The organism is Actinomadura sp. 21ATH, assembly GCF_041951345.1.
Taxonomy (GTDB): domain Bacteria; phylum Actinomycetota; class Actinomycetes; order Streptosporangiales; family Streptosporangiaceae; genus Spirillospora.
Genome location: NZ_JBGNUR010000013.1, coordinates 119,007 through 144,059 on the forward strand (window position 1 = coordinate 119,007; position 25,053 = coordinate 144,059).

Here is a 25,053-nt window from a genome sequence, read left to right on the forward strand (position 1 = left end):
GTTCAGGCGACGGTGAAGTCGGCGGGGCTGGTGGCCGACCCGGCTGGCGTGGTGACGACGAGGCGGCCGGTGGACGCGCCCGGCGGGACGGTCGTCTGGAGCCGGCCGTCGGTGACGTCGGTGACCGCCGCCTCCACCGTCCCGAACCGCACGGCCGACGCCGACCCGAGGCCGATGCCGCGGATGACGACGACACCGCCGACGGGCGCGCCGGCCGGCTCGACCGCGTGGATCCGCGGTGGCAGCGCCTGGTCGCGGCCGGCCTTGGCGGGCGCGAGCAGCGTCTGGAACACCGCGCGCAGCTTCTCGGCGGTCTCCTGCGAGAACAGCCCGACCAGCGCGGCGATCGCCGTCATGCCGTACGGGTTGACCTCGGTGAACCCGCCGGCCGGCGAGGTCAGCCCGCCGCGCAGCACGAGGTAGACGATCAGCCCGTACAGGGCGCCGGTGACCGGGAGCAGCAGGTACATCATCAGCCAGCTGCGGCGCAGCGCGCGGTTGCCCACGTACCAGTACAGCGAGCGCAGCGCGTGGACGACCGCGCCGAGCGCGCCCGCCGCCATCACGATGACGAAGAAGCTCGCCTCGCGGCCGACCGCGGGCCGCCATCCGAGCAGCCGGAGCGTCACCGACTTCACCGGCGCCTCCGGCCGGCCGTCCGGGGCGATCTGCGGCGCGGGCGGCCACGCCTGCACGAGCAGCGTCACGAGGGCGGCGGTGAGGAGCAGCAGGAACGCGGCCATGAGGACGATGTCGCGCGTCCGCGCGTACCGCGTGCCGACCGACGACTCGTCCCCCACCAGCACGCCCCCATCGCTCATCCGGCCGCTCCCCCGCGGCACGGCCATCTGGTTCATCGCCCCGTCCGGCGGCGGCGTTTCCGCGGCACGCCCCGCTCCGGGTGTTCATCACGACCCCAGCTGAACGTCGACCCGCGCGATCGGATCGGCGTCGATCGGACGATCGCGAATCCGGCCACCACCAGTGACGGCGACGACCAGCAAGGCCGGGACCTGGAGCGCTACCGACGACGCGCGGGCCATCTGTCATCCTGGCCGTTCCACCGGCTCGGTGAGTTCATCAGCCACAAGACTCGCCGGGCGTACGAGTGAGCGTATGATCCGGGTCACATCTGAAGACCCGGAGGACGCCATGACCGAAGCCGCTCCGTCCACGCCGCCCGTGCCCCCCGTGCCGGCCGTCCCCGGCGCGTTCGCTCCGCGGCTCGCGCCGGGGATCGGGCCCGACGGCACGTACACGCTCGGCGGGCAGATCACCGCGTTCCTCCTCGGGCTGTACGCGATGGTGGTGTTCTTCCCGGCGCTGATCGCCGCCGCGCTCCTCTACACCTGGGCCGAGGAGCGCTTCGAGCGCGACCCGGCCGGCGCCCGCACGCGGGTGATCTGGTCGTGGATCTGCGTCACGGCCGGCCCGGTCGTGGGGCTGCTGGCGGCCCTGCTGGTGGGCGGGCTGGTCTACGGCATCGTCCGGCTGGTCACGGGCTGAGCCGGGTGCGGCCGGGTGGACTGAGCCACACGCGGGACGCGGCGGGAAGACGCGCGCCGGTCGCGGGGTTGCACGAGGAATGACCGTCCCGTTCTCTGTTCTCGACCTGTCCCCCGTGGTGAGCGGATCCACCTCCGCCCAGGCGCTGCGCAACACCCTGGACCTGGCCCGCCGCACCGAGGCGCTCGGCTTCCACCGGTACTGGCTCGCCGAGCACCACACGATGCCGGGCATCGCCAGCTCCGCGACCGCCGTGCTCATCGGCCAGGTCGCCGCAGCGACGGCCCGGATCCGGGTCGGCTCGGGCGGGATCATGCTGCCCAACCACGCGCCCATGGTCGTGGCCGAGCAGTTCGGGACGCTGGAGGCGCTCTACCCGGGGCGGATCGACCTCGGCCTCGGCCGGGCGCCCGGCACCGACGCCAAGACGGCGCGGGCGCTGCGGCGCTCGCCGGACGCCCTGTCGGTGGACGACTTCCCCGAGCAGGTGCACGAGCTGCGCGCCTACTTCGGCGAGCACAGCACGGTCACCCCGGCCGCCGGGAACGAGCCGCCCGTCTGGCTGCTCGGCTCCAGCGGCTACAGCGCGCGCCTGTCGGGGCTGCTCGGGCTGCCGTTCGCGTTCGCGCACCACTTCAGCGCCGAGAACACCCTTCCGGCGCTCAAGCTCTACCGCGAGTCGTTCCGGCCGTCCGCCGAGCTGGAGCGGCCGTACGCGATGATCGCGGTGTCGGTCACGGCGGCCGACACCGACGAGCGGGCGCGCGAGCTGGCCGCCCCGAACGCGCTGTCGTTCCTGCGGCTGCGGCAGGGCCGTCCGGGCCCGCTGCCGAGCCCTGAGGAGACGGCCGCCCACCCGTACACGCAGCTGGAACGGGAGATCGTCCAGTCGCGGCTGGCGGGGCAGGTCATGGGCGGGCCCGAGACCGTCCGCAAGCAGCTGGACGCGCTGCTGGAGGAGACCGCGGCCGACGAGGTCATGGTGGTGACCTCGACGTACGAGCACGCCGACCGGCTGCGCTCGTACGACCTGCTCGCCGGCCTCTACGACCTGAAGACGGCCCCGGACGAGGCGGCGGTCTAGCCGGGGCGACCTACAGGTAGTTGCCGACGGTGCCTGCGGCGTCGCCGGCGGCGGGCGGTCCGGGGAGGTCCTCGACCAGCAGCGTGACGACGTCCTCGGGGCCGGGCCGCCCGCCGGTGGCGAGCCGCTGCGCCTGCGCGCTGATCGTCGCGTCCAGCAGGTTGCGCATGAACCGCCCGTTCCCGAACGAGGGCCCGCGCTCCACCCGGCGCAGCAGGTCGAACAGCGCGCCGGTCACCCCGCCGGCGAGCGCGAAGCCGTCCACCGTGGCGGCGTGCTCGAAGATGCCGACGAGTTCGGCGTCGCTGTAGTCGCGGAAGCGCAGGTGCTTGGCGAAGCGGGAGCGCAGGCCCGAGTTGGCGTCCAGGAACCGCGCCATCTCGTCCTCGTAGCCGGCCGCGATGACGACGAGGTCGGTGCGGTTGTCCTCCATCAGCTTGACCAGCGCCGCGACCGCCTCCTTTCCGAAGCGGTCCTTGTGCAGGGCGTACGCCTCGTCGATGAACAGGACGCCGCCGAGCGCCTGCTGCACGGCCTTGTGGACCTTCGGCGCGGTCTGGCCGAGGTACTCGCCGACCAGGTCGGCGCGCGTCACCTCCACCAGGTGCCCGGACGACAGCAGCTCCAGCCGGGCGTAGACGCGCGCGATCAGGCGGGCCACCGTCGTCTTGGCCGTCCCGGGGTTGCCGGAGAACACCATGTGCCGGGTCGGCGCGGGCGTCCGCTGCCCCGCCGCCCGGCGCGCCTCCAGCACGCGCGCCTCGGCCCTCAGGGCGCGGACCTCGGCCTTGACGTCCTCCAGCCCGACCATGGCGGCCAGCTCGGCGAACGGGTCGCCGTCGGCGACCGTCCGGGTCGCGCCGCTGAGGGAGTCGGGGATGTCCCCGGGCAGCAGGACGGCCAGGTCCTTCTCGCCGCCGCCGGCGTTCAGCACGCGGTCGGCCTGGAGCGGGAGCGCGCGCTGGCAGAGGTTCCGCATCACCCGGGCGTTGCCGAACGACCTGCCCCGCGGCGCCCGGCGCAGCAGGTCGGCGACCTTCTCCCGGGCGCCGTCGCCCAGCCGCAGCCCGGCCTTCCGCGCCTGCCCGACGAAGATCTCCACCAGGTCGTCGTCGGTGTAGTCCGGGAAGTGCAGGGTGACGGGGAACCGGGAGGCCAGCCCCGGGTTGGCGGACAGGAAGTCCTGCATCTCCCGCTGGTAGCCCGCCGCGAACACCACGAGGTCGTCGCCGTGGTCCTCCATCAGCTTGACCAGCGTGGCGACCGCGTCCGCCATCGAGTTGGACTCGCCGCGGCCGAGCACGTACGCCTCGTCGATCAGCAGCGCGCCGCCGATCGCGCGTTCGATCACCTGGCGGGGCTGGCCGTAGTTCTGGCCGACCAGGTCGGTGGGCGTTACCTCCACCACGTGCCCCGACGACAGCACGCCCAGGTCGGCGAACACGCGCGCCAGCAGCCGCGCCACCTCGGTCTTGCCGGTGCCGGGGTTGCCGGTCAGCACCATGTGCCGGGTGGGCGGGGCGACGGCCGGCCCGGCGGGGTCGCGGGTGCGCATCTCGGCCGCCCGCGCCTCCGCCAGCACCAGCTCGACCTGCCGCTTGACGGAGGCGAGACCGGTCAGGGAGGCCAGCTCGGCCAGCGGGTCGCCGGTGGCCCCGGTGACGTTGATGCTCGCCGGGACGTGCCCTCGCCGTACCACCGTGGCCGCGCCGGCGGGGGTCGCGCGGCGGGCGTTCTCGACGACCGTCCCGGCGAGCCGGTTCGCCAGCCGGGCGTTGCGCATGTTGCGCACCGGCCTGGTGCGCAGCAGCAGTTCGGCCGCGGCGTCCAGCGCGGGGCGGGTGGCCGTGGCGCCGGCCCGCCGGACCGCCTTGTCGAACAGCTCCCGGTATCCGGCCGCGGTGAACGGGCGGGACCGCGCCACGGTGAACCGCAGCGCCAGCGCCGGGTTCATCTCCCGGATGCGCTCGTCGCCGCCGGTCTCGCAGAGCGCGATGACGCTCAGGTCGGGGAACAGGTCGATCGAGCGGTGCAGCTCCTCGATCACCGCCTCGCCGTTGAACGGCTCGCGGGCGGCGGCGTCCAGCCCGTCGATGATCAGCACCCGCTTCCCGTCGCTCTCCCGCGCGATGTCGGCCAGGTACGTGGTGGCGGAGAAGATGTTCATGCCGTTGAGGTAGTCGGCCGCCAGCCAGAACGGCGCCTCCTGCATGGGCCCCTGCCGCTTCGCGACCAGCTCGTTGATGCGCTTGGCCGCCCGGCGCTTGCCGGTGCCGTCGGGTCCGGCGATCAGCAGCCGGACCGGGCCGGACCCCTCGGCCACGTCCCGGATGGCCGCGGCCAGCTCCGGCTGGTCGATGGTCCTGCCCGCCTCCTCTTCGGCCGCGGGAGCGGTGCCGGTGCCCGCCGTGCCGCGCGTGCCCGCCGTGCCCTTGCCGGGGCTCTCGCCGGCGGCGGCCGGGCCGGGCGGCGCCGAGCGGTACGGGCTCCAGATCTCCCGCAGGTCCTGCTGGAAATCGCGGACGAGGTTCAGGTAGGGGGTCGTGTAGAGCGCCACGAGCGTTCCGTCCCTCGCCGCGGTGGCGGCGGTGGCGGCGAACCGGACCGCCAGGTCGATCCAGGCGCGGCAGTCCTCGGCCTCGCCCGCCCACAGGAGCCGCCGCAGCCACGCCCGGGTCCGGGCCGCCCACTGGGCTTCGACCGACGCGAGCGACCCCGAGGCGACGTCGTCGATGAGGGTGCCGAACCGCTCGGGCGGCAGCACCGCGAGCAGGGCGTTCGGCACGGCGGTGACCTTGGCCGCGAGCAGCAGGTCGCGCAGCAGGTGCGGCTCGTCCCAGGTGGTGGCGGAGGCGGCGCACAGCCTCCCGTGCACGGCGAACAGCCCGTCGCAGATCCACTTCAGGTGGCCGGCGAACCCCGCGACCTCGGGCAGCGCCGCCAGGACGCCGTCCGTCGCGTGCTCCGCCCAGAGGTCCCGCCAGGCGCCGCGGCGCGCGTCCTCGACGCCGGGCGGCGGGTCGGCGAACAGCTCCAGCAGCGCCCGCCGCCGCGGCTCCAGCGGTTCCAGCCCCGCCGGCACCTCCAGCAGCTCGCGGACGATCTGGAACGCCTTCCCGGGCCCGAACCGCTCCCGCAGCGCCGGGAACTCCGGGACGCCGACGGCCTCGGACACGTGGTAGTCCCAGGCGACGGTCCGCGGCGGCAGGTAGGGCCGCAGGATCCCGCGGGCCAGATCGCCGTACTCGCCGCCCCGCGCGCCGGCGCCGTTCAGGAACTCGAAGAGCGGCCGGGCCGCGGCGAACACGGCGGAAGCGGGCTCGCACACCTCGCCCCATCCGCCGACGACCTCTTCGAGCCGCTTCCGTGCGGCCTCGACCGTCTCGTCCGGCACCCGCCACGGGGCCCGCGAGTACAGGTCGAGGACCGGTTCGCCGGTCAGCAGCACCCGCAGATCCTCCGGCAACGACAACGCGATCCCCCGAAACACCAGAAACTCCGCAACACCAGCCGATCGGTCCAGCAGCCTAAAGCCTGCCGAACCGCCCGACCGGGAGATCGCCGCGTCGACTCGTGGCGTGTCCCCTCCTGAGCGCGCCCGCCGCGGGCCGACACGCCACGAGTCGACGCTCGGGGCTAGCCGGCGGCGAACGCCTCCTCCAGGACGTCCAGGCCCTCCTTGAGCAGGTGCTCGGGGATGACCAGCGGGGGCAGGAAGCGCAGCACGTTGCCGTACGTGCCGCAGGTCAGCACGAGCAGCCCGGCGGCGTGGCAGCGGCGCGCGATCTCGGCGGTCAGCGCCGCGTCCGGCACCGTGGTGCCCGGCTCGACCAGCTCGATCGCGAGCATCGCGCCGCGGCCGCGGACGTCGCCGATGGCGGGATGGCGCTCGGCCAGCGCGCGCAGGCGCGGCAGCATGATGTCGCCGATGGCGCGGGCGCGGTCGGCGAGCTTCTCGTTCTCGATCTCCTCCAGGACGGCCAGCGCGGCCTGGCACGCGACCGGGTTGCCGCCGTAGGTGCCGCCGAGCCCGCCCGCGTGGATCCTGTCCATCAGCTCGGCGCGGCCGGTGACGGCTGCCAGCGGCAGCCCGCCCGCGATGCCCTTGGCGGTGGCGACGATGTCGGGCACGACTCCCTCGTGCTCGCAGGCGAACAGGTCGCCGGTCCGCGCGAAGCCCGTCTGCACCTCGTCCGCCACGAAGACGATCCCGTTGTCCCGGCAGAACGCGGCGAGCGCGGGCAGGAACCCGGGCGCCGGGTCGATGAAGCCGCCCTCGCCCTGGATCGGCTCGATCACCAGGGCCGCGACGTTGGCCGCGCCGATCTGCTTGGTGATCTGGTCGATCGCCTGCGCCGCCGCCTGCGGGCCGCAGTCCTCGCGGCCGCCCGGCCAGCGGAACGGGTAGGCCATCGGCATCCGGTAGACCTCCGGCGCGTACGGCCCGAAGCCCTGCTTGTACGGCATGTTCTTGCTGGTCAGCGTCATGGTGAGCAGGGTCCGGCCGTGGTAGCCGTGATCGAACACCACCACCGCGTCGCGGCCGGTCGCGTACCGGGCGATCTTGACGGCGTTCTCCAGCGCCTCCGCGCCGCTGTTGACCAGGATCGACCGCTTCTCGTGGTCGCCCGGGGTGAGCCGGTTGAGGGCCTCGCACACCTCCACGTACGACTCGTACGGCGCGACCATGAAGCACGTGTGGGTGAACCGGTCGACCTGCGCCTTCACCCGCTCGGCGACCCGCGGGTTGGCGTTGCCGACGTTGGTCACCGCGATGCCCGACCCGAAGTCGATCAGGGAGTTGCCGTCGGCGTCGACGATCACGCCGCCGCCCGCGTCCGTCACGTACACCGGCAGCACGCTGCTCACCCCCGGCGCGACGGCGGCCGCGCGGCGCTCCTGCAGCGCCCGCGAGCGGGGTCCCGGGATCTCGGTGACGACTCGGCGTTCCTGCGGCGGATTCTGGCTGCTCATGGCGCGAACATAAGCCGGTCCTGACCTACGCTGAACCGTACGGACCGGCGAATCCCGCCCGTCCCGTTGGACACCGTGCACAGGAGGGGCCCGCGAGATGCCGCCCACGCTCGGCAAAGTCGCCGCGCTGCCCGGGCTCGGCCTGCGCCCGCTGACCGAGGTGCCCCGGGACGCGCCCGTCCGCTGGGTCGCGGTCAGCGAGCTGGAGGACCCGACCCCGTTCCTGGAGGGCGGCGAGCTCGTCCTCACGGTCGGGATGCGGCTCACGCCCGGGAACGCCGGCCCGTACGTCACCCGCCTGGTGGAGCGCGGCGTCGCCGGGCTGGGCTTCGCGGTCGGGGTCATCCACCCGTCCGTGCCGCCGGAACTGCTCGCGGCGGCGCGCGCGCAGGGCCTGGCGCTGCTGGAGGTGCCGCGCCCGACGCCGTTCATCGCGGTCGGCAAGGCGGTGTCGCGGCTGCTCGCGGCGGAGGAGTACCGGGACGTCACCCGCTCGTTCCAGGCGCAGCGGGAGCTGACCCGCGCCGCGCTGAAGGGCCCCGGCACCCTGATCGTCCGGCTGGCCCGCGAGCTGGACGGCTGGGCGCTGCTGCTCGACCCGGCCGGCGCGCCCCGCCACGCCGAGCCGTCCCGCGCCCGCAGGCACGCCGGGCACCTGGCCGAGGAGATCATCCGCCTGCGGCCGTCCGGGGGCGGGCCGGTGAGCATCGCGCTCGCCGGGGCGGACGGCCATGTCGTGGCGCAGTCGATCGGGCTGGGCGGGCGGCCGCGCGGCTACCTGGTGGTCGGCACGGAGGAGCCGCTGCCGCCGGCGGCGCACACGATCGTCGGGGCGGCGGTGTCGCTGCTGACGCTCCAGCTGGAGAGCCCGCGCAGCGGGCGGCGGGTGCGGGCGGCGCTGGGCGGGGTGCTGCTCGGGGTGCGGCCGCCGGGCGCGGCGCTGCCGGAGCCGCCGCTGCGGGTGCTGGCGTGCGGGGACTCGGGCGGCGCCGTCCTGGACGCGCTGGAGGCCGACCCGGTGGGCGAGCGCTGCCTGGCCGTCCCGGTCGGCGACTTCACCGCGGTGATCGTCCCGGACCGGCTGGCGGGGCAGGCGGCGGCGCCGGCCCGCACCTGCGGGCCGGTCGGGGTGAGCGGGCCGGTCCCGGATCCGGAGTCGCTGCCCGGGGCGCTGGAGCAGGCCGGGCGGGCGCTGGCCGCGGCGCGGCGCGTCCGGGAGGGGCCCGACAGCCCGTACGGGCTGATGCGGTACGAGGACCTGCCCGGGCAGGGGCTGCTGGGGCTGCTCCGCGACGACCTCGCCGAGGGCTTCGCGGACGCGCTGCTGGCGCCGCTGCGCGCGGAGGACCCGGCGCTCGTCGCGTCGCTGCGGGCGTACCTGGCGGCGAACGGGCAGGGCGAGGCGGCGGCGCGGGCGCTGGGCGTGCACCGGCACACGCTCCGCGCCCGGATGCGCAAAACGGCCGAACTCCTCCATCGCGACCTGGACGATCCGGCGGTCCGTGCCGAATTGTGGGTCGCGCTCGCCGTGGCGGCGAACCGGGACACCCCGATTGGACACGCTGGAGGCTTTCCCGGCGGGCCCGCGGGGATAGCGTGAGCGCATGGACGTGACCCCATTCTGGCTGGCCGGTCGGCCCGCGACCGGTGACGAGGAACTGACCGTTGCCCACCCGTACGACGGCCGCGTCGTCGGGACCGCCGCCGTACCGACCCCGGATCAGGTCGAGGAGGCCGTCGCCGCCGCGTACGCGCTGCGCAAGGAGGCCGCCGCGCTGCCGCTGCACGTGCGCGCCGAGGCGCTGGCGCACGTCTCGCGGCGGCTCGCCGAGCGGTCCGAGGAGATCGCCCGGCTGATCACCGGCGAGAACGGCAAGCCGCTGCTGTGGGCGCGCGGCGAGGTGACCCGCGCCGTCTCCACCTTCCGGTTCGCCGCCGAGGAGGCCCGCCGCTGGAGCGGGACGACGCAGCGGCTCGACACCGACCCGGCCGCCGCCGGCCGGATGGCGTACGTGACGCGCGTCCCCAAGGGCGTGGTGCTCGGCATCTCCCCGTTCAACTTCCCGCTCAACCTGGCCGCCCACAAGATCGCCCCGGCGATCGCGGTCGGCGCCCCGATCGTGCTCAAGCCCGCGCCCGCCACCCCGCTGTCGGCGCTGCTGCTCGGCGAGCTGCTGGCCGAGACCGACCTGCCCGCGGGCATGTTCTCGGTCCTGCCGGTGCCCAACGACCGCGCGCCCGCGCTGGTGGACGACCCGCGGCTGCCGATCGTCTCGTTCACCGGGTCCGTCCCGGTCGGCTGGGCGATCCGCGACCAGGCGCCGCGCAAGCACGTCACGCTGGAGCTGGGCGGCAACGGCGCGGCCGTCGTGCTGCCCGACGCCGACCTCGACTGGGCCGCCACCCGGATCGGGCTGTTCTCCAACTACCAGGCCGGCCAGAGCTGCATCGCCGTGCAGCGCGTCCTGGTCGACCGCTCGGTGTACGAGGAGTTCGTGCCGAAGCTCGTCGACGCGGTCAACGGCCTCGTCACCGGCGACCCCTGGGACGACAAGACGCAGGTCGGCCCGCTGGTCAGCCAGGACGCCGCCGAGCGCGTCGAGTCCTGGGTGAAGGAGGCCGTCGAGGCGGGCGCCCGGGTGCTGGCGGGCGGCACGCGCGACGGCGCCGCGTACGCGCCGACCGTGCTGGCCGACGTCCCCGCCGACGCCAAGGTCGCCCGCGAGGAGGTCTTCGGGCCGGTCATGCTCGTCCAGCCGGTGGACGGCGTGGACGAGGCGTTCGCGACCGTGAACGACTCGGCGTTCGGCCTCCAGGCCGGCGTGTTCACCCGGAACCTGGACATCGCGTTCCGCGCCCACCGCGAGCTGGACGTGGGCGGCGTCGTCATCGGCGACGTGCCCTCCTACCGCGCCGACCAGATGCCGTACGGCGGCGTGAAGGACTCCGGTGTCGGGCGCGAGGGCCTGCACTCGGCGATGACCGACTACACCGAGGAGAAGGTGATGGTCCTCACGGGCCTTCCCCTCTGAGCCTTCCATCCCCTCTGATCCCCTCTGATCCCCCAGGAGGAGACCCTTTGACCGGCGTTGCGTACGAGGACTGGCTCGCCCGGGCCGACCGGCTCGACCCGTACACCGACCATCACATCGACGGCGCGTCCTCACCCGGCGAGGGGACCGCGCCCGTGGTGTCGCCGCGCGACGGCCGCACCATCGCGCGCGTCGCGTCCGCCGGCGCGGCGGACGTGGACCGCGCGGTGGGCGCGGCGCGGCGCGCGTTCGACGCCGGGCCGTGGCCGCGGATGTCGCCCGCCGAGCGGAAGGCGGCGCTGCTGCGCTGGGCCGCCCTCGTGGAACGTGACAGGGAGGAGCTCGCGCTGCTCGTCAGCCTGGAGATGGGCAAGCCGATCTCCGAGGCGGACGGCATCGAGCTGCGCGCGGTGATCGGCTGCCTGCGCTGGTACGCCGAGGCCGCCGACAAGCAGCTGGACGAGTCGCCGCGCACCGACGCCGGCTCGCTGGCGCTGGTCACGCGCGAGCCGGCGGGGGTCGTGGCGGCCGTGGTGCCGTGGAACTTCCCGCTCACCATGGCCGCCTGGAAGATCGCCCCGGCGCTGGCGGCCGGCTGCACGGTCGTGCTGAAGCCCGCCGAGGAGTCGCCGCTGTCGGCGCTGCGGCTGGCCGCCCTCGCCGCCGAGGCGGGGCTGCCGCCCGGGGCGTTCAACGTCGTGAACGGCCCCGGCGAGATCGCCGGCCGGGCGCTCGGCGAGCACCCCGGCGTGGACGTCATCGCGTTCACCGGGTCCGGCGAGGTCGGGCGGCACTTCCTGCGGTACGCCGCCGGGTCCAACCTCAAGCGGGTCTGGCTGGAGCTGGGCGGCAAGTCGCCCAACATCATCCTGCCCGACGCGCCCGACCTGGACGCCGCCGCCGACACCGCCGCGTGGGGGATCTTCTTCAACGCCGGCGAGATGTGCACCGCCCCGTCCCGGCTGCTGGTGCACCGCTCGGTCACCGGCCGGGTGCTCGACCGGATCGTGGCGCGCGCCGAGAAGCTCGCGGTCGGCGACCCGCTCGACCCGGCCACCGAGATGGGCCCGCTGGTCTCGGCGCGCCAGCACGAGCGGGTGCTGTCGTACGTCGAGGCGGGGCGGGCCGAGGGCGCCCGGCTCCGCGCCGGCGGCGAGGGCGAGGGCCTCTTCCTCCGGCCGACCGTCTTCGACCGGGTCGAGCCGGGGATGCGGATCGCCCGCGAGGAGATCTTCGGGCCGGTGCTGTCGGTGCTGGAGTTCGACGACGCCGACGAGGCCGTGCGGCTGGCCAACGACACCGAGTACGGGCTGGCCGCCGCCGTCTGGACGGGCGACCTGTCGGCGGCGCACCGCATCTCCCGTTCCCTGCGGGCGGGGACGGTGTGGGTGAACTGCTACGAGGAGGGGGACATGAGCGTCCCGTTCGGCGGGATGAAGCAGTCCGGGCACGGCCGCGACAAGTCGCTGCACGCGTTCGACAAGTACACCGACCTCAAGACCACCTGGATCACCCTGTGAGCAGGCCGCTCATCGCCCTGCCCGCCCGCTTCTCCACGAACGCCTCCGCCCTCCGGTACGCCGCCGAGGTCGCGGCGCGGGCGCTGGTGGAGGCGGTCTGGCGGGGCGGCGGCGAGCCGTTCGTCATGCATCCGGCCGATCCGGCCGGCGCGGCGGAACGGCTGGACCGCTGCGACGGCGTCCTGCTGCCGGGCGGCGGCGACCTGCACCCCCGCCACTACGGCGCGGCCGACGAGCACGAGGCCCTGTACGACGTGGACGAGGAGCAGGACGCGTTCGACCTCGCCGTCGCGCGGCACGCGCTGTCGGCCGGGATCCCGCTGCTGGCCGTCTGCCGGGGCCTCCAGATCGTGAACGTCGTGCGCGGCGGCACCCTCCGCCAGCACATGGACGCCGAGCACCGCCACCTCGTCCATCCGGTCGCGGTCTCCCCCGGCACGCTGCTGGCCAAGGTCCTGGACGGGACGGAGGCCACCGCGTCCTGCTACCACCACCAGGACATCGACGTCCTCGGCGCCGGGCTGGAGGTCACCGCGCGGGCCGCCGACGGGACGATCGAGGGCGTCGAGGTGGCGGGGCACGCCGGGACGGGCTGGTTCCTCGGCGTCCAGTGGCATCCGGAGGACACCGCCGCCACCGACCCGGCCCAGCAGGCGGTCTTCACGGCCCTGGTGACGGCGGCCGGCACGCGTCAGCGGTAGCGGGCCGCGCGGCGGGCGAGGCGTTCCTCCGGCGGCAGGCCGGCCAGCGCGGTGAGCGCCTCCCCGACCGCCGCGGCGGTCCGGCGGCAGAACGCCTCGGGTTCGTCGGCGGCGTCCGGGCGTTCGTCGATCAGGGCGTCCGCGATGCCGTCGCCGAGGAGGTCGGCCGAGCGGACGCGCTGCGCCGCCGCCATCTCCGCCGCCCGGTCCGGGGTGCGGTGGACGATCACCGAGGCGCCCTCCGGCGGCAGCGGGGACAGCCAGGCGTGCCGGGCGGCCAGCACGCGGTCCGCGGGCAGCAGCGCCAGCGCCGCGCCGCCCGTGCCCTCGCCCATCAGCAGGCACAGCGTCGGCGCGGACAGCGTGATCAGGTCGGCCAGGCAGCGCGCGATCTCCCCCGCGAGCCCGCCCTCCTCCGCCTCCGCCGACAGGACGGCGCCGGGCGTGTCGACGACCGTGAGGAGGGGCAGCCCGAGTTCGGCGGCCAGGCTCATGCCGCGGCGCGCGACCCGCAGGCCCGCCGGGCCGAGGAGGTGGCCCTCGCGCTGGCTGCGGCGGTCCTGGCCGACGACCACGCACGGCGCGTCCCCGAAGCGGGCCAAGGCGAGCAGGACCCCCGGGTCGGCCTCGCCCTGCTGCGTCCCCGACATCGGCGTGACGGCCGCCGCGCCGTACCGGAGGAGTTCGCGCACGCCGGGACGGTCGGGGCGGCGGGAACTCACGATCGAGTCCCACGCCGGGCCCTGGTCGGGGACCCGGACGGGCTGGCGGCGCTCCACGGCGGGCGGAGGGAGCGGCGGAGGTGCCGGGGGCGGGGTGCGCGCGCAGAGGACGTCCAGCGCCCCGGCGGCGACCGCGCCCAGCTCGCCGATCCCCACGACCGCGTCCACCAGGCCCTTGTCGAACAGGTTCTCCGCCCGCTGGACGCCTTCGGGGAACGGCTCGCCGTACAGGCCCTCGTAGACGCGGGGCCCCAGGAAGCCGATCAGCGCGCCGGGCTCGGCCGCCGTCACGTGCCCCAGCGAGCCCCACGACGCGAACACGCCGCCCGTGGTGGGGTGCCGCAGGTACACCAGGTACGGCAGGCCCGCCGCGCGGTGCCGGGTGACGGCGGCGGTGATGCGGGCCATCTGCGCGAACGCGAGCGTCCCCTCCTGCATGCGCGTACCGCCCGAGGACGGCGCCGCGACCAGCGGCAGCCCCTCCGCGGTGGCGCGTTCCACCGCCGCCACGATGCGGTCCGCGGTCGCCACGCCGATCGAACCCGCCAGGAAGCCGAACTCCGAGACCACGTACGCGACCCGGCGGCCGCGCAGCAGGCCCGCGCCGGTCACCACCGCCTCGTCGCGGCCGCTGCGCTCGCGCGCGGCCGCCAGCTCCCGCTCGTACGCCGAGCCGGGCGCCGCCACCCGCCGCGGCGGCACGTCCCAGGACTCGCGGCCGCCCGCGTCCAGCACCCGCTCCAGCAGTTCCCCGGCCCCAGCCCGCCCGCCCGGCATGCCCACCTCCGTCGAATCCGCGGCCTTCAACCTAGCCCGCGCCGATCTTGCCGGGTCAGGCCAGGGGCAGGCGGAGGACCAGCCGGGCGCCGCCGGCGCCGTCGGCGTCGCCCACGACCAGGTCGCCGCCGTGCGCGACGGCGATGTCGCGGGAGATCGGCAGGCCGAGACCGGTGCCGCCGGCGTCGCAGCGGCGGCCCTCGGCCAGCCGCTGGAAGCGCTGGAAGACGCGCTCGCGCTCCTCGGGCGGGATCCCCGGGCCGTCGTCGGCGACCATCAGCAGGGCGTGCCTGCCGTCGGTGCCCACGGCGACGCGCACCCAGGACGTGGCGTGCCGGTCGGCGTTGTCCAGCAGGTTGGTCAGCAGCCGGATCAGGTGCGAGCGGGCGCCGTGGACGACCACGCCCTCGTCGGTCTCCAGCTCGATCGGGACCCGGCCGGTGCGGCGGCGGGCCGTCTCGGCGCGGACCAGCTCGCCGAGGTCGATCATCTCCTGGTCGCCGATCACGCCCGCCTCCAGCTTGGCCATGACGAGCAGGTCGCTGATGATCCGGTGCAGCCGGTCGGCGTCGGTCAGCGCGGACCGGGCGGTGTCCGGCCAGTCCTCGTCCTCGGGGTGCGCCAGGGCCAGTTCGAGCTGGGCGCGCAGGCCGGTGAGCGGGCTGCGCAGCTCGTGCGAGGCGTCGGCGACCCAGGCGCGCTGGCGCTCGTTCAGGCGTTCCAGGCGGCGCAGGGTCCGGTTCACCGCGCCGGCCAGCTCGGCGACCTCGTCATGCCCGGCGGGCACGGTGACCTGGTGGAACGAGCGGTCATCGCTGATCGCGCAGAGTTCGCGGGTCATCGTGCGGACGGGGCGCAGGGCGCGCTTGACGGCGTGCCAGACCGACCAGGCCACCGCGGCCAGCGCGGGGACCAGGCCCAGCAGCAGGAACGCCAGATCGCGCGGCGCCTGGTGGAAGTGCCCGGCCGGGGCCAGCGCGTAGAACACCGCCATCCCGACGGCGAGGAGCACGGCGACCACGGCGGTCGCCATGCCGGTCACCCTGGCCTCGACCGACCAGTGCCGGCGCAGTACCGGATTCCCCATCCCGGCACCTCCCGTTCCCGGTCCCGCGCGGTACGCCGCGCTTCCCGCGCCTGGGGGGTGAGCGGAATGTTCGTCTCTACCTGGCCTAGAACTGGTTGTAACCCTCCCATTGCCGTGCGAAACACCGGCCTGGCCGTGGCCCACCGGTGGCCCGGGACGTGCCGTGCCTCCGCCGTCCCGGGCCACCCCCGCCCCTGCCGCCGAAAGCGCCCTTGACGGCGGGGACCACGCGCCCATCCTGGCGCCGATTCCCTATAAAGTCAACCAGTTTTATAGGGAATTAGGCGAAACCGATGCCCGCGCGGAACGGTGCCTCCCACCCCTGGGGTACCGACCGCGCGGACATCGCCTTCGGTGCCGCCAACCACCGGCCCCGCGCGCCGAGGAGGATCCACCGGAGCCGGGCGATTGCCGAACTGGAGATAACTCTGCCCTGTCCGGATGCCATCGGGGCTACATCGAGGTGACGAACACGTTTCCTACAACCCGTGTTCATGCGGCACCATACTGTGCACACGATCGGGGACAGGACGGACTGAGCCGACGAAAGGGGACGAGGGGACAGCATGGACGGGCACGCCACCGGGTCCCCGACGGACCACGCACATCCCCTCGAAGCGAGCGATCCGCCGATGGTGGGCGGCTACCCCCTGATCGGCCGGATCGGCGCGGGCGGGATGGGAACGGTCTACCTCGGCCGCGAGCCGGGCTCGGACGCGCGCGTCGCGGTCAAGACCATCCACCCGCACCTGGCCGCCGACGCCGCGTACCGCCGCCGGTTCGGCGACGAGGCCGTGCTCGCGGGGCGGGTCGCCTCGTTCTGCACGGCCCGCGTCCTCGCGCACGGCGAGGAGGACGGGCGGCCGTACATCGTGAGCGAGTACGTCGGCGGCCTGTCCCTCCAGCACCGCATCAGCGCGAACGGCCCGCTGCCCGCCGCCGACGTGCACGGCGTGGCCGTCGGCGTGATGTCCGCGCTGGCGGCGATCCACTCCGCCGGGCTCGTCCACCGCGACCTCAAGCCCGCCAACGTGATGCTCACGCTCTCCGGCTGCCGCGTGATCGACTTCGGGATCGCCCGCGCGCAGGACGCCGCGGGCACGCTCACCGGCGCCGGAACGGTCCTCGGCACCCCCGGCTGGATGGCCCCCGAGGTGCTGACCGGCGGCGCCGCCGGCCCGGCCGCCGACATCTTCGCCTGGGGCTGCCTGATCGCGTACGCGGGCACCGGGCGGCTGCCGTTCGGCGACGGGCAGCCGATCGCGGTCGCCCGCCGGGTGATCCGCGACGAGCCCGACCTGGCGGCGCTGCCGGGCACGCTGCTGCCGGCCGTCCGGTCCGCGCTGTCCAAGGACCCGGAACGGCGGCCGTCCGCCGCCCGGCTGCTGCTCGCGCTGGTCGAGCAGAGCGAGATCCCGGCCGTGCCCGAGCCCCGTTCCTCGTCGCGTCCGTCCCGGCCGTCCCGTTCCGGGGGGCGGAGGAAGGGCGCCGTGCTCGTCCCCGAGCCCCGGCGCGCGCCCGGCGGCGAGGGGCCCGACACCGCGGCGTTCACGGTGATCACGCATGTCGGGGCGCGCTCCACCACCCGGGTACGGCTCCTCGCGGCCGCCGGCGCGGCCGCCGCGACGCTGCTGATCGGCGGCCTCGTCGCCGGCCTGGGCGGCCGGGAGGGCGGCGCCGCGCCCGTACCGCAGACCACGGCCGCCTCCCCCGCGCCGGCCGATCCGGCGGCGTCGCCGTCCCCCTCGGAGGCCCCCGTACGGCGCGCCGTGCCCGTGCAGAAGAGGAGGCCCGAGCTCCGGCCGAAGACGGGCGCGACGTCCAAGCAGAAGGGCAAGGGGAAGGCGAAGAAGGGGCGCGGGCGCTGAGCGGTCAGGTGCGCCAGATGAGGATGAGGGCGCAGTCGTCGTCGCGTTCGGCGGCCATCGTCTGGACCAGCTCCCTGGCGCCCTTGCGGAACCCCTCCGGGACGAGCCGCTCGGCCTCGCCCAGCAGCCGGTCGATGCCCGCGTCCAGATCGCGGCCGGGCGACTCCACCAGCCCGTCGGTGTAGAGGAGCAGCGCGTCGCCGGGGCGGAGCTGGCCGTGCTCGGGGACGCAGCGCAGGTCGGGCACGACGCCCAGCACCACGCCCTTGGCCGGGCTGACCTGCCAGGTGCCGCTGCCCGCGTCGAACTGGACGGCCGGCGGGTGGCCGGCCGACTCGACGGTGTACTCGCCCGTCGCCAGGTTCAGCACCAGGTGGACGGCCGTGACGAAGCCCTCGTCCCAGCGCTGCCGCTGGAGGTAGGTGTTGGCGGCGGGCAGGAACTGCCCGGGCTGGAGCGATCCAAGCAGACCACCGAACGCGCCCGAGAGCATCAGCGCCCGCGTTCCGGCGTCGGTGCCCTTGCCGGACACGTCGACCAGCGCCAGCTCCAGCATGTCGCCCTCGCGGGAGGAGACGACGAAGTCGCCGCCGAACGACGAGCCGCCCGCCTGGAGCAGCACGACCTGCGAGTCCCACCCGGCGGGCAGCTCGGGCATCTGGCCCTGGCGGTGCAGCCGGTCGCGCAGCTCCAGCAGCATCGAGTCGCCGCGCAGGCCCTGCACGCCGAGCTGCTGGCGGGTCCGCGCCAGCGTCAGCGCCAGCACCGCGGTGATCACCAGCGTGGCGATCATGCCGGGGCCGACCTCGCGCGGGTCGTGCCAGTTGTTGTACGCGACCATGACCGCGACCACGCCCAGCAGCGCCACCAGGCTCCTCACCTTCAGCAGCAGCCCGCCGCCGAGCACCGTCAGCACCAGCGCGCTGGGCGGCGCCCAGGCCCGCGACACGGTCGCGCCGATGCCGAGCACCACCGCCAGCACGGCCAGCGCCACGAACACGTTGCGCTCGCGCTTGAGCCGGCCCATCCGGAGCCACCGGTACAGCCGCACGAGGGGAGGGATCCGGCGCAGGAACGCGCGGACCCCCGGCGGGAGGAGGTGGACCAGACGCTGCAGCATGACTCCGGCACTGTATCGAGCATCCACCTCGGCGGGCGCGCATCCGCGCCACCGATCACCCGTTGCAACGGTCCAGCAACGGTCCAATTCCCCGCCTCCGGGCCAGGGGCCGGGTTCGTCCGGGTTTCCGAGCGGCCCGGCCTGGCGAGAATCAGGGGAACGGCGAGGCGAGGGAGGCGGCGCGATGGGCCAGCCGGGCATGCGGATCACGCTGGACGCGGCGATGCGGGCACGGGAAGTGTCGCGGCCGCGCCCCGACGGCGCCGCACCGCCGCCGCCCAGGCCGGCCGCCGTTCCGGACGAGCAGACCGCCAGGCGCGGCAAGGCCGCCAAGAACGAGCGCCGCCGCCTCGGCAAGCGCGGCCCCCACCGCCCGCCCGCCCCCTCACCGGCGGCCGAGAACCTCTGACCCGCCCGCTGATACGGCCGGGCCACCGCCGGAAGCGGACACCCCGCGCCCGTTGCCACGGCGCGGCCGCGAGCCGACGATGAGGGCCGCATCGGGGGTCACGCCCGGCGCCGGCATCGGGTCCGCGCCGGGGTGGCCGGAACGGGGGGCACATGATCCTCCACAGGCCGTACCACGAGGACAGCGACGCGCTCACGAAGATCAAGGACGATCTGGAGACGCAGGAGACGGTCGCCGCGCTCCGCGCGCAGGGCCTCCAGGACGACACGTTCGACGGGTACGCGGTGCAGGCCGTGCGCCCGCCGCTCAAGAACTACGCCGTCGGGCACGGCATCGCCGGCATGATGATCGACCAGCCGCTGGAGGACCGGTTCGCGGCGAACCTCGCCGCGCGCGGGATCCAGGGCGGCGACGAGATCGTGCTGATCGTCTGCTTCGCCGGCGAGCCCGGGGGCGCGGCGCAGAAGCTGGCCGACGAGCTGGGCCGGCTCGGCCTGGTCGGCGTGAAGGTCACCGGGGCCGTGCACTTCGTGCACTGGACCTCGCAGGGCGCGCTGCCGATCAAGCGCTACCCGTCGAACGACGCCGTCAGGGCCGCGGAGAGGGGGTACACCAAGGCCGAGGACAACGCGTGGAAGTCCTACGTCACCGCGCTGAAGGCGGCGGCCGCCGTGCACATGGCGACGGCGCTGAAGCACGGGGAGGACATCGTCGTCGCCCGCGTGCTCCGGTTCGCCGGGGCACGGCCGGACGACAACAGGGCCAAGCTGAACGCTGCCATGACCGCCGCCAAGACCGGGACCAACACCGGGGCGGCGCTGAGGGACATCATCATGAGGTCCGAGCCCGACTACGTGTACGACAGCAAGCGCATCGTGCTCCGCCCCCTCTCGCACGAGCGCTGGTCGGCGGAGCTGCGCGCCCTGCTGACGGACCTGAGCGTCCTGGCCGACCCGGCCGGCGGCGCGATCCGGGCCGAGACCGACATCACCGAGGCCCGCGACGCGCTCCGCAACTCGCTGAAGGCCGCCTGGCCCGCCTACAGCAGCGGCTACCTGGACGGGATGCGCGCCCTGCTCACCCCCGACGCCACCGGCGAGTGGGCCTCCTACACCAGTGCGGCCGTGCGGAGCATCGCCCCGCCCCCGCAGCAGCCGACCGCGCAGCCTCCCCAGCGCACGCTGGAGGAGACCCGGGCCGCCGAGGCCCTGGACCTCGACGAGATCGACGCGCTGATCCGGGAGCTGGGGGGCGGCGACGGCTGACCGCCGGGGTCAGGTCAGCCCGCGGGCGGTACGGGAAGCGGCGGGAGCTCTCCGGTCGTCTCGTAGTCGCTCAGCATCGTGATGCGGCGGGTGTGCCGCGGCTCCTCGGAGTACGGCGTCTCCAGGAAGAGGCGGACGAACTCCGTGGCGGTGTCCTGGTCGTGCTGGCGCGCGCCGATGCTGATGACGTTGGCGTCGTTGTGCTCGCGGGCCAGCCGGGCGGTGTCCTCGTTCCACACCAGCGCGGCCCGGACGCCCTTGACCTTGTTGGCGGCGATGGCCTCGCCGTTGCCGGAGCCGCCGAGCACGACTCCCAGCGAGCCGGGCTCGGCGGCGGTCCGCTCGGCCGCCCGCAGCACGAACGGCGGGTAGTCGTCGACGGCGTCGTACTCGAACGCCCCGCAGTCGACCGGCTCGTGGCCGTTCGCCTTCAGCCAGGCGACCAGGTGCTCCTTCAGCTCGAAGGCGGCATGGTCGCATCCAAGAAACACGCGCATGCGCCGATTCTCCCAGGTGCGCCGCACCGCTCCGGCGCCGGGGCGCTCCCGCCCGCCGATCGACCGCCGGCCACCCCGCCGGCGACCCCGCCGGCCGGCCCGCCGGTCAGCCCGCGACGGGGACGGGGAACCGGAAGCCGTGGTCGACCTGGCCCTCCAGGTCCTCGCCCACGGCCCGGTTGGCCCAGCTCCGCGCGTTCTTGACGTGGAACTCCACGCCCTGCCGCCGGAACCGGTCCCAGTCGCGCTCGCGCGCGTCGACGGCCGCGAGCATCCGGTCCAGCGCCGCCTCGTTCGCCGGCTCCAGCGGGACGCCGCCGCGGCCCTGCTCCAGCGCCCGCACGGCGGCGGACTGGCCGAGCCACGTCAGCAGGTCGTCGCCGACGTGCTCGCGCAGGTACGCCACGTCGCCGTCGCCCTGCACCTTGTTGCCCACGACGGTGATCGCGACGTCGTAGTCGCGGGCGTAGTCGGTGTACTGCCGGTAGACGCCGACGCCCTTGCGGGTCGGCTCGGCCACCAGGAACATCAGGTCGAACCGGGTGAAGAGCCCGGAGGCGAACGTGTCGGCCCCGGCGGTCATGTCGACCACGACGTACTCGCCCGGCCCGTCGACCAGGTGGTTGAGGTAGAGCTCCACCGCGCCGGTCTTGGAGTGGTAGCACGCCACCCCGAGATCGTCGTCGTTGAACGGGCCGGTGGCCAGCAGCGTGACGCCGTCGACGTCGTACCCCAGCGCGTGCACGGGATCGTCCCCGCCGATCCGCAGCAGCCGGGACCCGGCGCCGGGCGGGGTCGTCTTCACCATCGCGGCGGCCGAGGAGATCCGCGGGTTGTCGCCGCGCAGCCATTCCTTGATCTCGGGGAGCCGGTCCCCCATGGCGGGCACCTCGGCGGCGCGCGCCTCGTCCAGCCCGAGCGCCACGCCCATGTGCTGGTTGATGTCGGCGTCGATGGCCACCACCGGCAGCCCGCGCGCGGCCAGATGCCGGACGAAGAGCGACGACAGCGTCGTCTTGCCGCTGCCGCCCTTGCCGACGAACGCAACCTTCACGAAAGCCCCCGTTCCGGATTGTTTCGGGTCGATTTGGATATGAAAACCGTTGCCATTCCGGGAACGAGTTTCCCCAACCCCGCCGGTCGAAGCAAGCGGAACGGCCGAACTCCCCCGACTCAGCTCCGCACGGCGCCGGGATCGAAGCCGAAGGGGAGTTCCAGGCGATGGGACGCCAGGAGGTCCGCGTCGGACAGGACGTCCAGGGTGGGGCCGTCCGCCGCGATGACGCCGCCGGAGAGGACGAGGGCGCGGGGGCACAGCTGCGCCGCGTACGGGAGGTCGTGGGTGACCATCAGGACCGTCACGTCGAGGGAGAGCAGGACCTCGGCGAGCTCGCGGCGGCCGGCCGGGTCCAGGTTGGAGGACGGCTCGTCCAGCACCAGGATCTCCGGCTCCATCGCCAGGACGGTCGCGACCGCCACCCGGCGGCGCTGGCCGAAGCTGAGGTGCTGCGGCGGGCGGCCGGCGGCGTCCAGCATGCCGACGGCGGCCAGCGCCCGCTCGACCCGCGCGTCCAGGTCGGAGCCGCGCAGGCCGAGGTTGGCGGGGCCGAACGCGACGTCCTCGCGGACCGTCGGCATGAACAGCTGGTCGTCGGGGTCCTGGAAGACGATGCCGACGCGGCGGCGGACCTCCCGCAGCGCCTTCCTGTCCCCGGGGTCGACGAGCAGCCCGCCGACGCGGACGGAGCCGAGGCCGCCGTGCAGGATGCCGTTCAGGTGCAGGACGAGCGTCGTCTTGCCCGCGCCGTTGGGGCCGAGCAGCGCCACCCGCTCGCCGCGCTCGACGGCGACGTCCACGCCGTAGAGGGCCTGGGTGCCGTCGGGATAGGCGTACGCGAGGCCGGTCACTTCCAGGGACTTCACGGCACCGTCCAGGCGGCGAGGGCGATCAGGGCGGCGGCGAGGGGCAGCGCGGCCGCGGCCGACCACTGGCGGGGCGAGGCGGCCACGTCGTACGGGACGGGCATGCGGCCGTCGTAGCCGCGGCTGACCATCGCCAGGTGCACCCGCTCGCCGCGCTCGTACGAGCGCAGGAACAGCGCGCCGAGCGAGCGGGCCAGCACGCGCGCGTCGCGGAGGCCGCGCGGCTCGAAGCCGCGGGCGGCGCGGGCGGTCCTCATCCGGCCCAGCTCGGCGGCGACGACGTCGCCGTACCGGAGCATGAACGCGGCGATCTGCGTGATCGGCTGCGGCATCCGCAGCCGCTCGATGCCGTGCAGGAGCAGGCGCGGCTCGGTGGTGGCGGCCAGCAGGACCGAGGCGACCACGCCGAGGGTGCCCTTGGCGAGGATGTTCCAGGCGCCCCAGAGGCCCTCCACGCTGAGGTGGAGGCCGAGTACCGCGGTCTCCGGGCCGGTCGCGACGAACGGCATCGCCAGCGCGAACGCCACGAACGGGACCTCGATCATCGTGCGGCGCAGCACCGTCCCGTACGGGATCCGGGCCGCTGCGGCGACGGCGGCGAGCAGGGCCGCGTACGCCGCGAAGGCCCAGACGCGTTCGCGGGGCGTCGCCACCACGGCGAGCACGAACGCCAGGTGCGCGACGAGCTTGCACTGCGGCGGGAGCCGGTGCACCGGCGAGTCGCCCCGCACGTAGAGCCGGTGCACATGGCCCGCGCCCATCTAGTCGTCCTGGGACGGGCGCCGCCGCAGCGCCCAGAACAGGCCGCCGCCCACCAGCAGCACGGCCCCGACGCCGATCACGCCGGACAGGCCGCCCGAAAGGCGCGCGTCGTCGATCCCCTTGACCCCGTAGTCGCCCAGCGGGGAGTCCTTGAGCGCGTGCTCCTTCTCCCCGGCCTCCCCGGCGCTGATGCCCTTGTCGCCGGCGACCTTCTCCAGGCCGTCCGGGCTGGAGCTGGCGTAGTGGCTGACGATCCCGGCCATGACCAGCGTGACCAGGAGGGCGGCGGCGAAGAAGCGCCTGGTGGTCATACCGCCGCCTCCTTCGTGCGGAGCGGCGCCTTCGCGGCCAGGCCGCGCGCCCCGTACACCAGGTCGGGCCGTACGGCCAGGACGCTGGAGACGGCCAGCGCGGTGATCAGCCCCTCGCCGACGCCGATGAGCACGTGCACCCCGAGCATCGCGGCGGCGACCGTGCCGATCGGGACGTCCGTGGTGCCGCCGGCCGCGTAGAGCAGCGTGAACGCCAGCGCCGAGGCCGGCACCGACACGGCGGCGGCCAGGAACGCCGCCCCGCTCGCCGCCGGCCGCGTCTTCGGCAGCACCCGCAGGAGCGCCCGGAACAGTACGTACCCGACGGGGACGGTGACCAGCGCCATCAGCGTGATGTTGACGCCGAGCGCGCTGACGCCGCCGTCCGCGAACAGGAGGGCCTGGAGGAGCAGGACCACCGACACGCACAGGACGCCCGCGTACGGCCCGACGAGGATCGCCGCCAGCGCGCCGCCGAGCAGATGCCCGCTGGTCCCGGCGGCGACCGGGAAGTTGAGCATCTGCGCGGCGAACACGAAGGCGGCGGTCAGCCCGGCCAGCGGCGCCGTGCGGTCGTCCAGCTCGCGCCGCGCGCCGCGCAGCGCCACCGCCACGCCCGCGACGGCGACCGCGCCCGCCGCGAGCGAGACCGGCGCGTCGAGAAATCCGTCCGGTACGTGCATGATCGTCACCATCCACACGGCATGTACGAATAAGAGCCAGTGTGAACGCACGCGGACGGCAATTGCAAGAAAGTCGCAACAGCCGATCACTCGCCGGAACGGGCCGCGCGGGCCCGCGCGGAAGATCAGTCGAAGATCGGCTCCCGGTCGCGGGTGCGCTTGAGCTCGTAGAAACCGTCGGTGGACGCGACCGCGAGCACGCCGTCCCAGAGCTTGACGGCCGCCTCACCGCGCGGGATCGGGGTGACGACCGGGCCGAAGAACGCGCTGCCCTCCACCTCGATCACCGGGGTGCCGACCTCCTGGCCGACCTTGTCGATGCCGACCTTGTGCGAGGCGCGCAGGGCCTCGTCGTACGCGGTCGAGTCGGCCGCCTCGGCGAGCGCCGGGTCCAGGCCCGCCGCCTCCAGGGCCGCCGCGAACGTCTCCTTGGTCTTCGGCAGCTTCTCGTGGTGGAAGCGGGTGCCGAGCTCGGTGTAGAGCCGGCCGAGGACCTCCGGGCCGTACTTCTGCTCGGCCGCGATGCAGACCCGCACCGGCCCCCAGCCCACGTCCATCAGGTCGCGGTACTTCTCCGGCAGGTCGCGGCCCTCGTTCAGGACCGACAGGCTCATCACGTGCCAGCGCGGCTCGATCGGCCGCAGCTTCGCCACCTCGTGGATCCAGCGCGAGGTGATCCACGCCCACGGGCACAGCGGGTCGAACCAGAAGTCGACGGGCGTACGCGATTCTTCGGACGGCAAGGCGGCCTCCCACAGGAACGGACTGATCAGGGTTCTTCCACGGCAACCCGGGAAGGGGCACCGCCATTC

The 25,053-nt window shown here is 74.7% G+C and carries 23 protein-coding genes; 9 read left to right on the forward strand and 14 right to left on the reverse strand.

The window, feature by feature from the left end; all coding sequences use genetic code 11:
• Positions 1–2: 2 nt before the first annotated feature.
• A complete protein-coding gene (locus ACA361_RS30530) occupies positions 3–821 on the reverse strand; it encodes an IPT/TIG domain-containing protein (protein WP_375017677.1) in 819 nt (272 codons plus the stop codon).
• Positions 822–908: 87 nt separating this feature from the next.
• Complete coding sequence (locus tag ACA361_RS30535; RefSeq protein ID WP_375017679.1) at positions 909–1,043, reverse strand: hypothetical protein; 135 nt, start codon at positions 1,041–1,043, stop codon at positions 909–911.
• A gap of 109 nt (positions 1,044–1,152) precedes the next feature.
• Here ACA361_RS30535 and ACA361_RS30540 point away from each other — a divergent pair, with 109 nt between their 5' ends.
• Positions 1,153–1,506, forward strand: a complete 354-nt coding sequence (locus ACA361_RS30540) for a hypothetical protein (RefSeq protein ID WP_375017681.1) — start codon at positions 1,153–1,155, stop codon at positions 1,504–1,506.
• 79 nt (positions 1,507–1,585) lie between these two features.
• Entirely contained in the window at positions 1,586–2,590 is a 1,005-nt protein-coding gene (locus ACA361_RS30545; RefSeq protein WP_375017683.1) for an LLM class flavin-dependent oxidoreductase, read from the forward strand.
• A gap of 10 nt (positions 2,591–2,600) precedes the next feature.
• On the opposite strand, the gene ACA361_RS30550 is transcribed toward ACA361_RS30545, so the two are convergent.
• Positions 2,601–6,056 carry an AAA family ATPase gene (locus ACA361_RS30550; protein WP_375017685.1) on the reverse strand — a complete coding sequence of 1,152 codons (3,456 nt, stop codon included), beginning with the start codon at positions 6,054–6,056 and terminating at the stop codon, positions 2,601–2,603.
• A gap of 170 nt (positions 6,057–6,226) precedes the next feature.
• Positions 6,227–7,564, reverse strand: a complete 1,338-nt coding sequence (gene gabT / locus ACA361_RS30555) for a 4-aminobutyrate--2-oxoglutarate transaminase (protein WP_375017687.1) — start codon at positions 7,562–7,564, stop codon at positions 6,227–6,229.
• Between the two features lie 97 nt (positions 7,565–7,661).
• Between gabT and ACA361_RS30560 the strand changes: the two genes are divergently transcribed.
• From ACA361_RS30560 to ACA361_RS30575, 4 genes are read left to right on the forward strand one after another with little or no spacing between them, the layout of a single operon-like run.
• On the forward strand, positions 7,662–9,164 hold the full coding sequence (locus tag ACA361_RS30560) for a PucR family transcriptional regulator (RefSeq protein WP_375017688.1): 1,503 nt from the start codon (positions 7,662–7,664) through the stop codon (positions 9,162–9,164).
• 4 nt (positions 9,165–9,168) lie between these two features.
• Complete coding sequence (locus ACA361_RS30565) at positions 9,169–10,596, forward strand: aldehyde dehydrogenase family protein (RefSeq protein WP_375017690.1); 1,428 nt, start codon at positions 9,169–9,171, stop codon at positions 10,594–10,596.
• 47 nt (positions 10,597–10,643) lie between these two features.
• Positions 10,644–12,116, forward strand: coding sequence for an aldehyde dehydrogenase (locus ACA361_RS30570; RefSeq protein WP_375017692.1), 1,473 nt, complete (start codon positions 10,644–10,646; stop codon positions 12,114–12,116).
• Entirely contained in the window at positions 12,113–12,817 is a 705-nt protein-coding gene (locus ACA361_RS30575) for a gamma-glutamyl-gamma-aminobutyrate hydrolase family protein (RefSeq protein WP_375017694.1), read from the forward strand. The genes ACA361_RS30570 and ACA361_RS30575 overlap by 4 nt, the downstream gene beginning before the upstream one ends.
• Here ACA361_RS30575 and ACA361_RS30580 read toward each other — a convergent pair.
• Together ACA361_RS30580 and ACA361_RS30585 are read right to left on the reverse strand one after the other, a co-directional pair.
• Positions 12,808–14,316 carry a carboxyl transferase domain-containing protein gene (locus tag ACA361_RS30580; RefSeq protein WP_375017696.1) on the reverse strand — a complete coding sequence of 503 codons (1,509 nt, stop codon included), beginning with the start codon at positions 14,314–14,316 and terminating at the stop codon, positions 12,808–12,810. The genes ACA361_RS30575 and ACA361_RS30580 overlap by 10 nt on opposite strands.
• A gap of 55 nt (positions 14,317–14,371) precedes the next feature.
• The gene (locus tag ACA361_RS30585) at positions 14,372–15,403 is read right to left on the reverse strand and encodes a sensor histidine kinase (RefSeq protein WP_375017698.1); all 1,032 of its coding nucleotides are present in this window, start codon (positions 15,401–15,403) and stop codon (positions 14,372–14,374) included.
• A 566-nt stretch (positions 15,404–15,969) separates the two neighbouring features.
• On the opposite strand from ACA361_RS30585, the gene ACA361_RS30590 reads away from it, so the two are divergent.
• A complete protein-coding gene (locus ACA361_RS30590; RefSeq protein ID WP_375017700.1) occupies positions 15,970–17,271 on the forward strand; it encodes a serine/threonine-protein kinase in 1,302 nt (433 codons plus the stop codon).
• Positions 17,272–17,275: 4 nt separating this feature from the next.
• Here the strand turns inward: ACA361_RS30590 and ACA361_RS30595 are convergent, their stop codons facing one another.
• On the reverse strand, positions 17,276–18,391 hold the full coding sequence (locus ACA361_RS30595; protein ID WP_375017701.1) for a PP2C family protein-serine/threonine phosphatase: 1,116 nt from the start codon (positions 18,389–18,391) through the stop codon (positions 17,276–17,278).
• 184 nt (positions 18,392–18,575) lie between these two features.
• Between ACA361_RS30595 and ACA361_RS30600 the strand changes: the two genes are divergently transcribed.
• Both ACA361_RS30600 and ACA361_RS30605 read left to right on the forward strand, forming a co-directional pair.
• On the forward strand, positions 18,576–18,800 hold the full coding sequence (locus ACA361_RS30600) for a hypothetical protein (RefSeq protein ID WP_375017702.1): 225 nt from the start codon (positions 18,576–18,578) through the stop codon (positions 18,798–18,800).
• A gap of 152 nt (positions 18,801–18,952) precedes the next feature.
• Complete coding sequence (locus tag ACA361_RS30605) at positions 18,953–20,065, forward strand: hypothetical protein (protein WP_375017704.1); 1,113 nt, start codon at positions 18,953–18,955, stop codon at positions 20,063–20,065.
• Between the two features lie 14 nt (positions 20,066–20,079).
• Here ACA361_RS30605 and ACA361_RS30610 read toward each other — a convergent pair whose 3' ends face one another.
• The 7 genes from ACA361_RS30610 to ACA361_RS30640 form a co-directional block, all read right to left on the reverse strand.
• Positions 20,080–20,562, reverse strand: a complete 483-nt coding sequence (locus ACA361_RS30610; protein WP_375017706.1) for a ribose-5-phosphate isomerase — start codon at positions 20,560–20,562, stop codon at positions 20,080–20,082.
• A 106-nt stretch (positions 20,563–20,668) separates the two neighbouring features.
• Entirely contained in the window at positions 20,669–21,616 is a 948-nt protein-coding gene (locus ACA361_RS30615) for an ATP-binding protein (protein ID WP_375017707.1), read from the reverse strand.
• Positions 21,617–21,735: 119 nt separating this feature from the next.
• Positions 21,736–22,485: an energy-coupling factor ABC transporter ATP-binding protein gene (locus tag ACA361_RS30620; protein WP_375017709.1), complete on the reverse strand. Its 750-nt coding sequence runs from the start codon at positions 22,483–22,485 to the stop codon at positions 21,736–21,738.
• A complete protein-coding gene (cbiQ, locus tag ACA361_RS30625; protein ID WP_375017711.1) occupies positions 22,482–23,246 on the reverse strand; it encodes a cobalt ECF transporter T component CbiQ in 765 nt (254 codons plus the stop codon). Before cbiQ ends, ACA361_RS30620 begins: the two co-directional genes overlap by 4 nt.
• On the reverse strand, positions 23,247–23,558 hold the full coding sequence (locus ACA361_RS30630; RefSeq protein ID WP_375017713.1) for a PDGLE domain-containing protein: 312 nt from the start codon (positions 23,556–23,558) through the stop codon (positions 23,247–23,249).
• Positions 23,555–24,241, reverse strand: a complete 687-nt coding sequence (locus tag ACA361_RS30635) for an energy-coupling factor ABC transporter permease (RefSeq protein WP_375017714.1) — start codon at positions 24,239–24,241, stop codon at positions 23,555–23,557. Before ACA361_RS30635 ends, ACA361_RS30630 begins: the two co-directional genes overlap by 4 nt.
• 125 nt (positions 24,242–24,366) lie before the next feature.
• Complete coding sequence (locus ACA361_RS30640) at positions 24,367–24,984, reverse strand: disulfide bond formation protein DsbA (RefSeq protein WP_375017716.1); 618 nt, start codon at positions 24,982–24,984, stop codon at positions 24,367–24,369.
• Positions 24,985–25,053: the final 69 nt, after the last annotated feature.

Coding starts and splice junctions, on each gene's coding strand:
- ACA361_RS30605 (WP_375017704.1), top strand. CDS start 18,953: ATGATCCTCCACAGGCCGTACCACGAGGACAGCGACGCGCTCACGAAG.
- ACA361_RS30560 (WP_375017688.1), top strand. CDS start 7,662: ATGCCGCCCACGCTCGGCAAAGTCGCCGCGCTGCCCGGGCTCGGCCTG.
- ACA361_RS30585 (WP_375017698.1), bottom strand. CDS start 15,403: ATGGGGAATCCGGTACTGCGCCGGCACTGGTCGGTCGAGGCCAGGGTG.
- ACA361_RS30540 (WP_375017681.1), top strand. CDS start 1,153: ATGACCGAAGCCGCTCCGTCCACGCCGCCCGTGCCCCCCGTGCCGGCC.
- ACA361_RS30630 (WP_375017713.1), bottom strand. CDS start 23,558: ATGACCACCAGGCGCTTCTTCGCCGCCGCCCTCCTGGTCACGCTGGTC.
- ACA361_RS30600 (WP_375017702.1), top strand. CDS start 18,576: ATGGGCCAGCCGGGCATGCGGATCACGCTGGACGCGGCGATGCGGGCA.
- ACA361_RS30535 (WP_375017679.1), bottom strand. CDS start 1,043: ATGGCCCGCGCGTCGTCGGTAGCGCTCCAGGTCCCGGCCTTGCTGGTC.
- ACA361_RS30580 (WP_375017696.1), bottom strand. CDS start 14,316: ATGCCGGGCGGGCGGGCTGGGGCCGGGGAACTGCTGGAGCGGGTGCTG.
- ACA361_RS30530 (WP_375017677.1), bottom strand. CDS start 821: ATGAGCGATGGGGGCGTGCTGGTGGGGGACGAGTCGTCGGTCGGCACG.
- ACA361_RS30565 (WP_375017690.1), top strand. CDS start 9,169: ATGGACGTGACCCCATTCTGGCTGGCCGGTCGGCCCGCGACCGGTGAC.
- ACA361_RS30545 (WP_375017683.1), top strand. CDS start 1,586: ATGACCGTCCCGTTCTCTGTTCTCGACCTGTCCCCCGTGGTGAGCGGA.
- ACA361_RS30635 (WP_375017714.1), bottom strand. CDS start 24,241: ATGCACGTACCGGACGGATTTCTCGACGCGCCGGTCTCGCTCGCGGCG.
- cbiQ (WP_375017711.1), bottom strand. CDS start 23,246: ATGGGCGCGGGCCATGTGCACCGGCTCTACGTGCGGGGCGACTCGCCG.
- ACA361_RS30590 (WP_375017700.1), top strand. CDS start 15,970: ATGGACGGGCACGCCACCGGGTCCCCGACGGACCACGCACATCCCCTC.
- ACA361_RS30595 (WP_375017701.1), bottom strand. CDS start 18,391: ATGCTGCAGCGTCTGGTCCACCTCCTCCCGCCGGGGGTCCGCGCGTTC.
- ACA361_RS30610 (WP_375017706.1), bottom strand. CDS start 20,562: ATGCGCGTGTTTCTTGGATGCGACCATGCCGCCTTCGAGCTGAAGGAG.
- gabT (WP_375017687.1), bottom strand. CDS start 7,564: ATGAGCAGCCAGAATCCGCCGCAGGAACGCCGAGTCGTCACCGAGATC.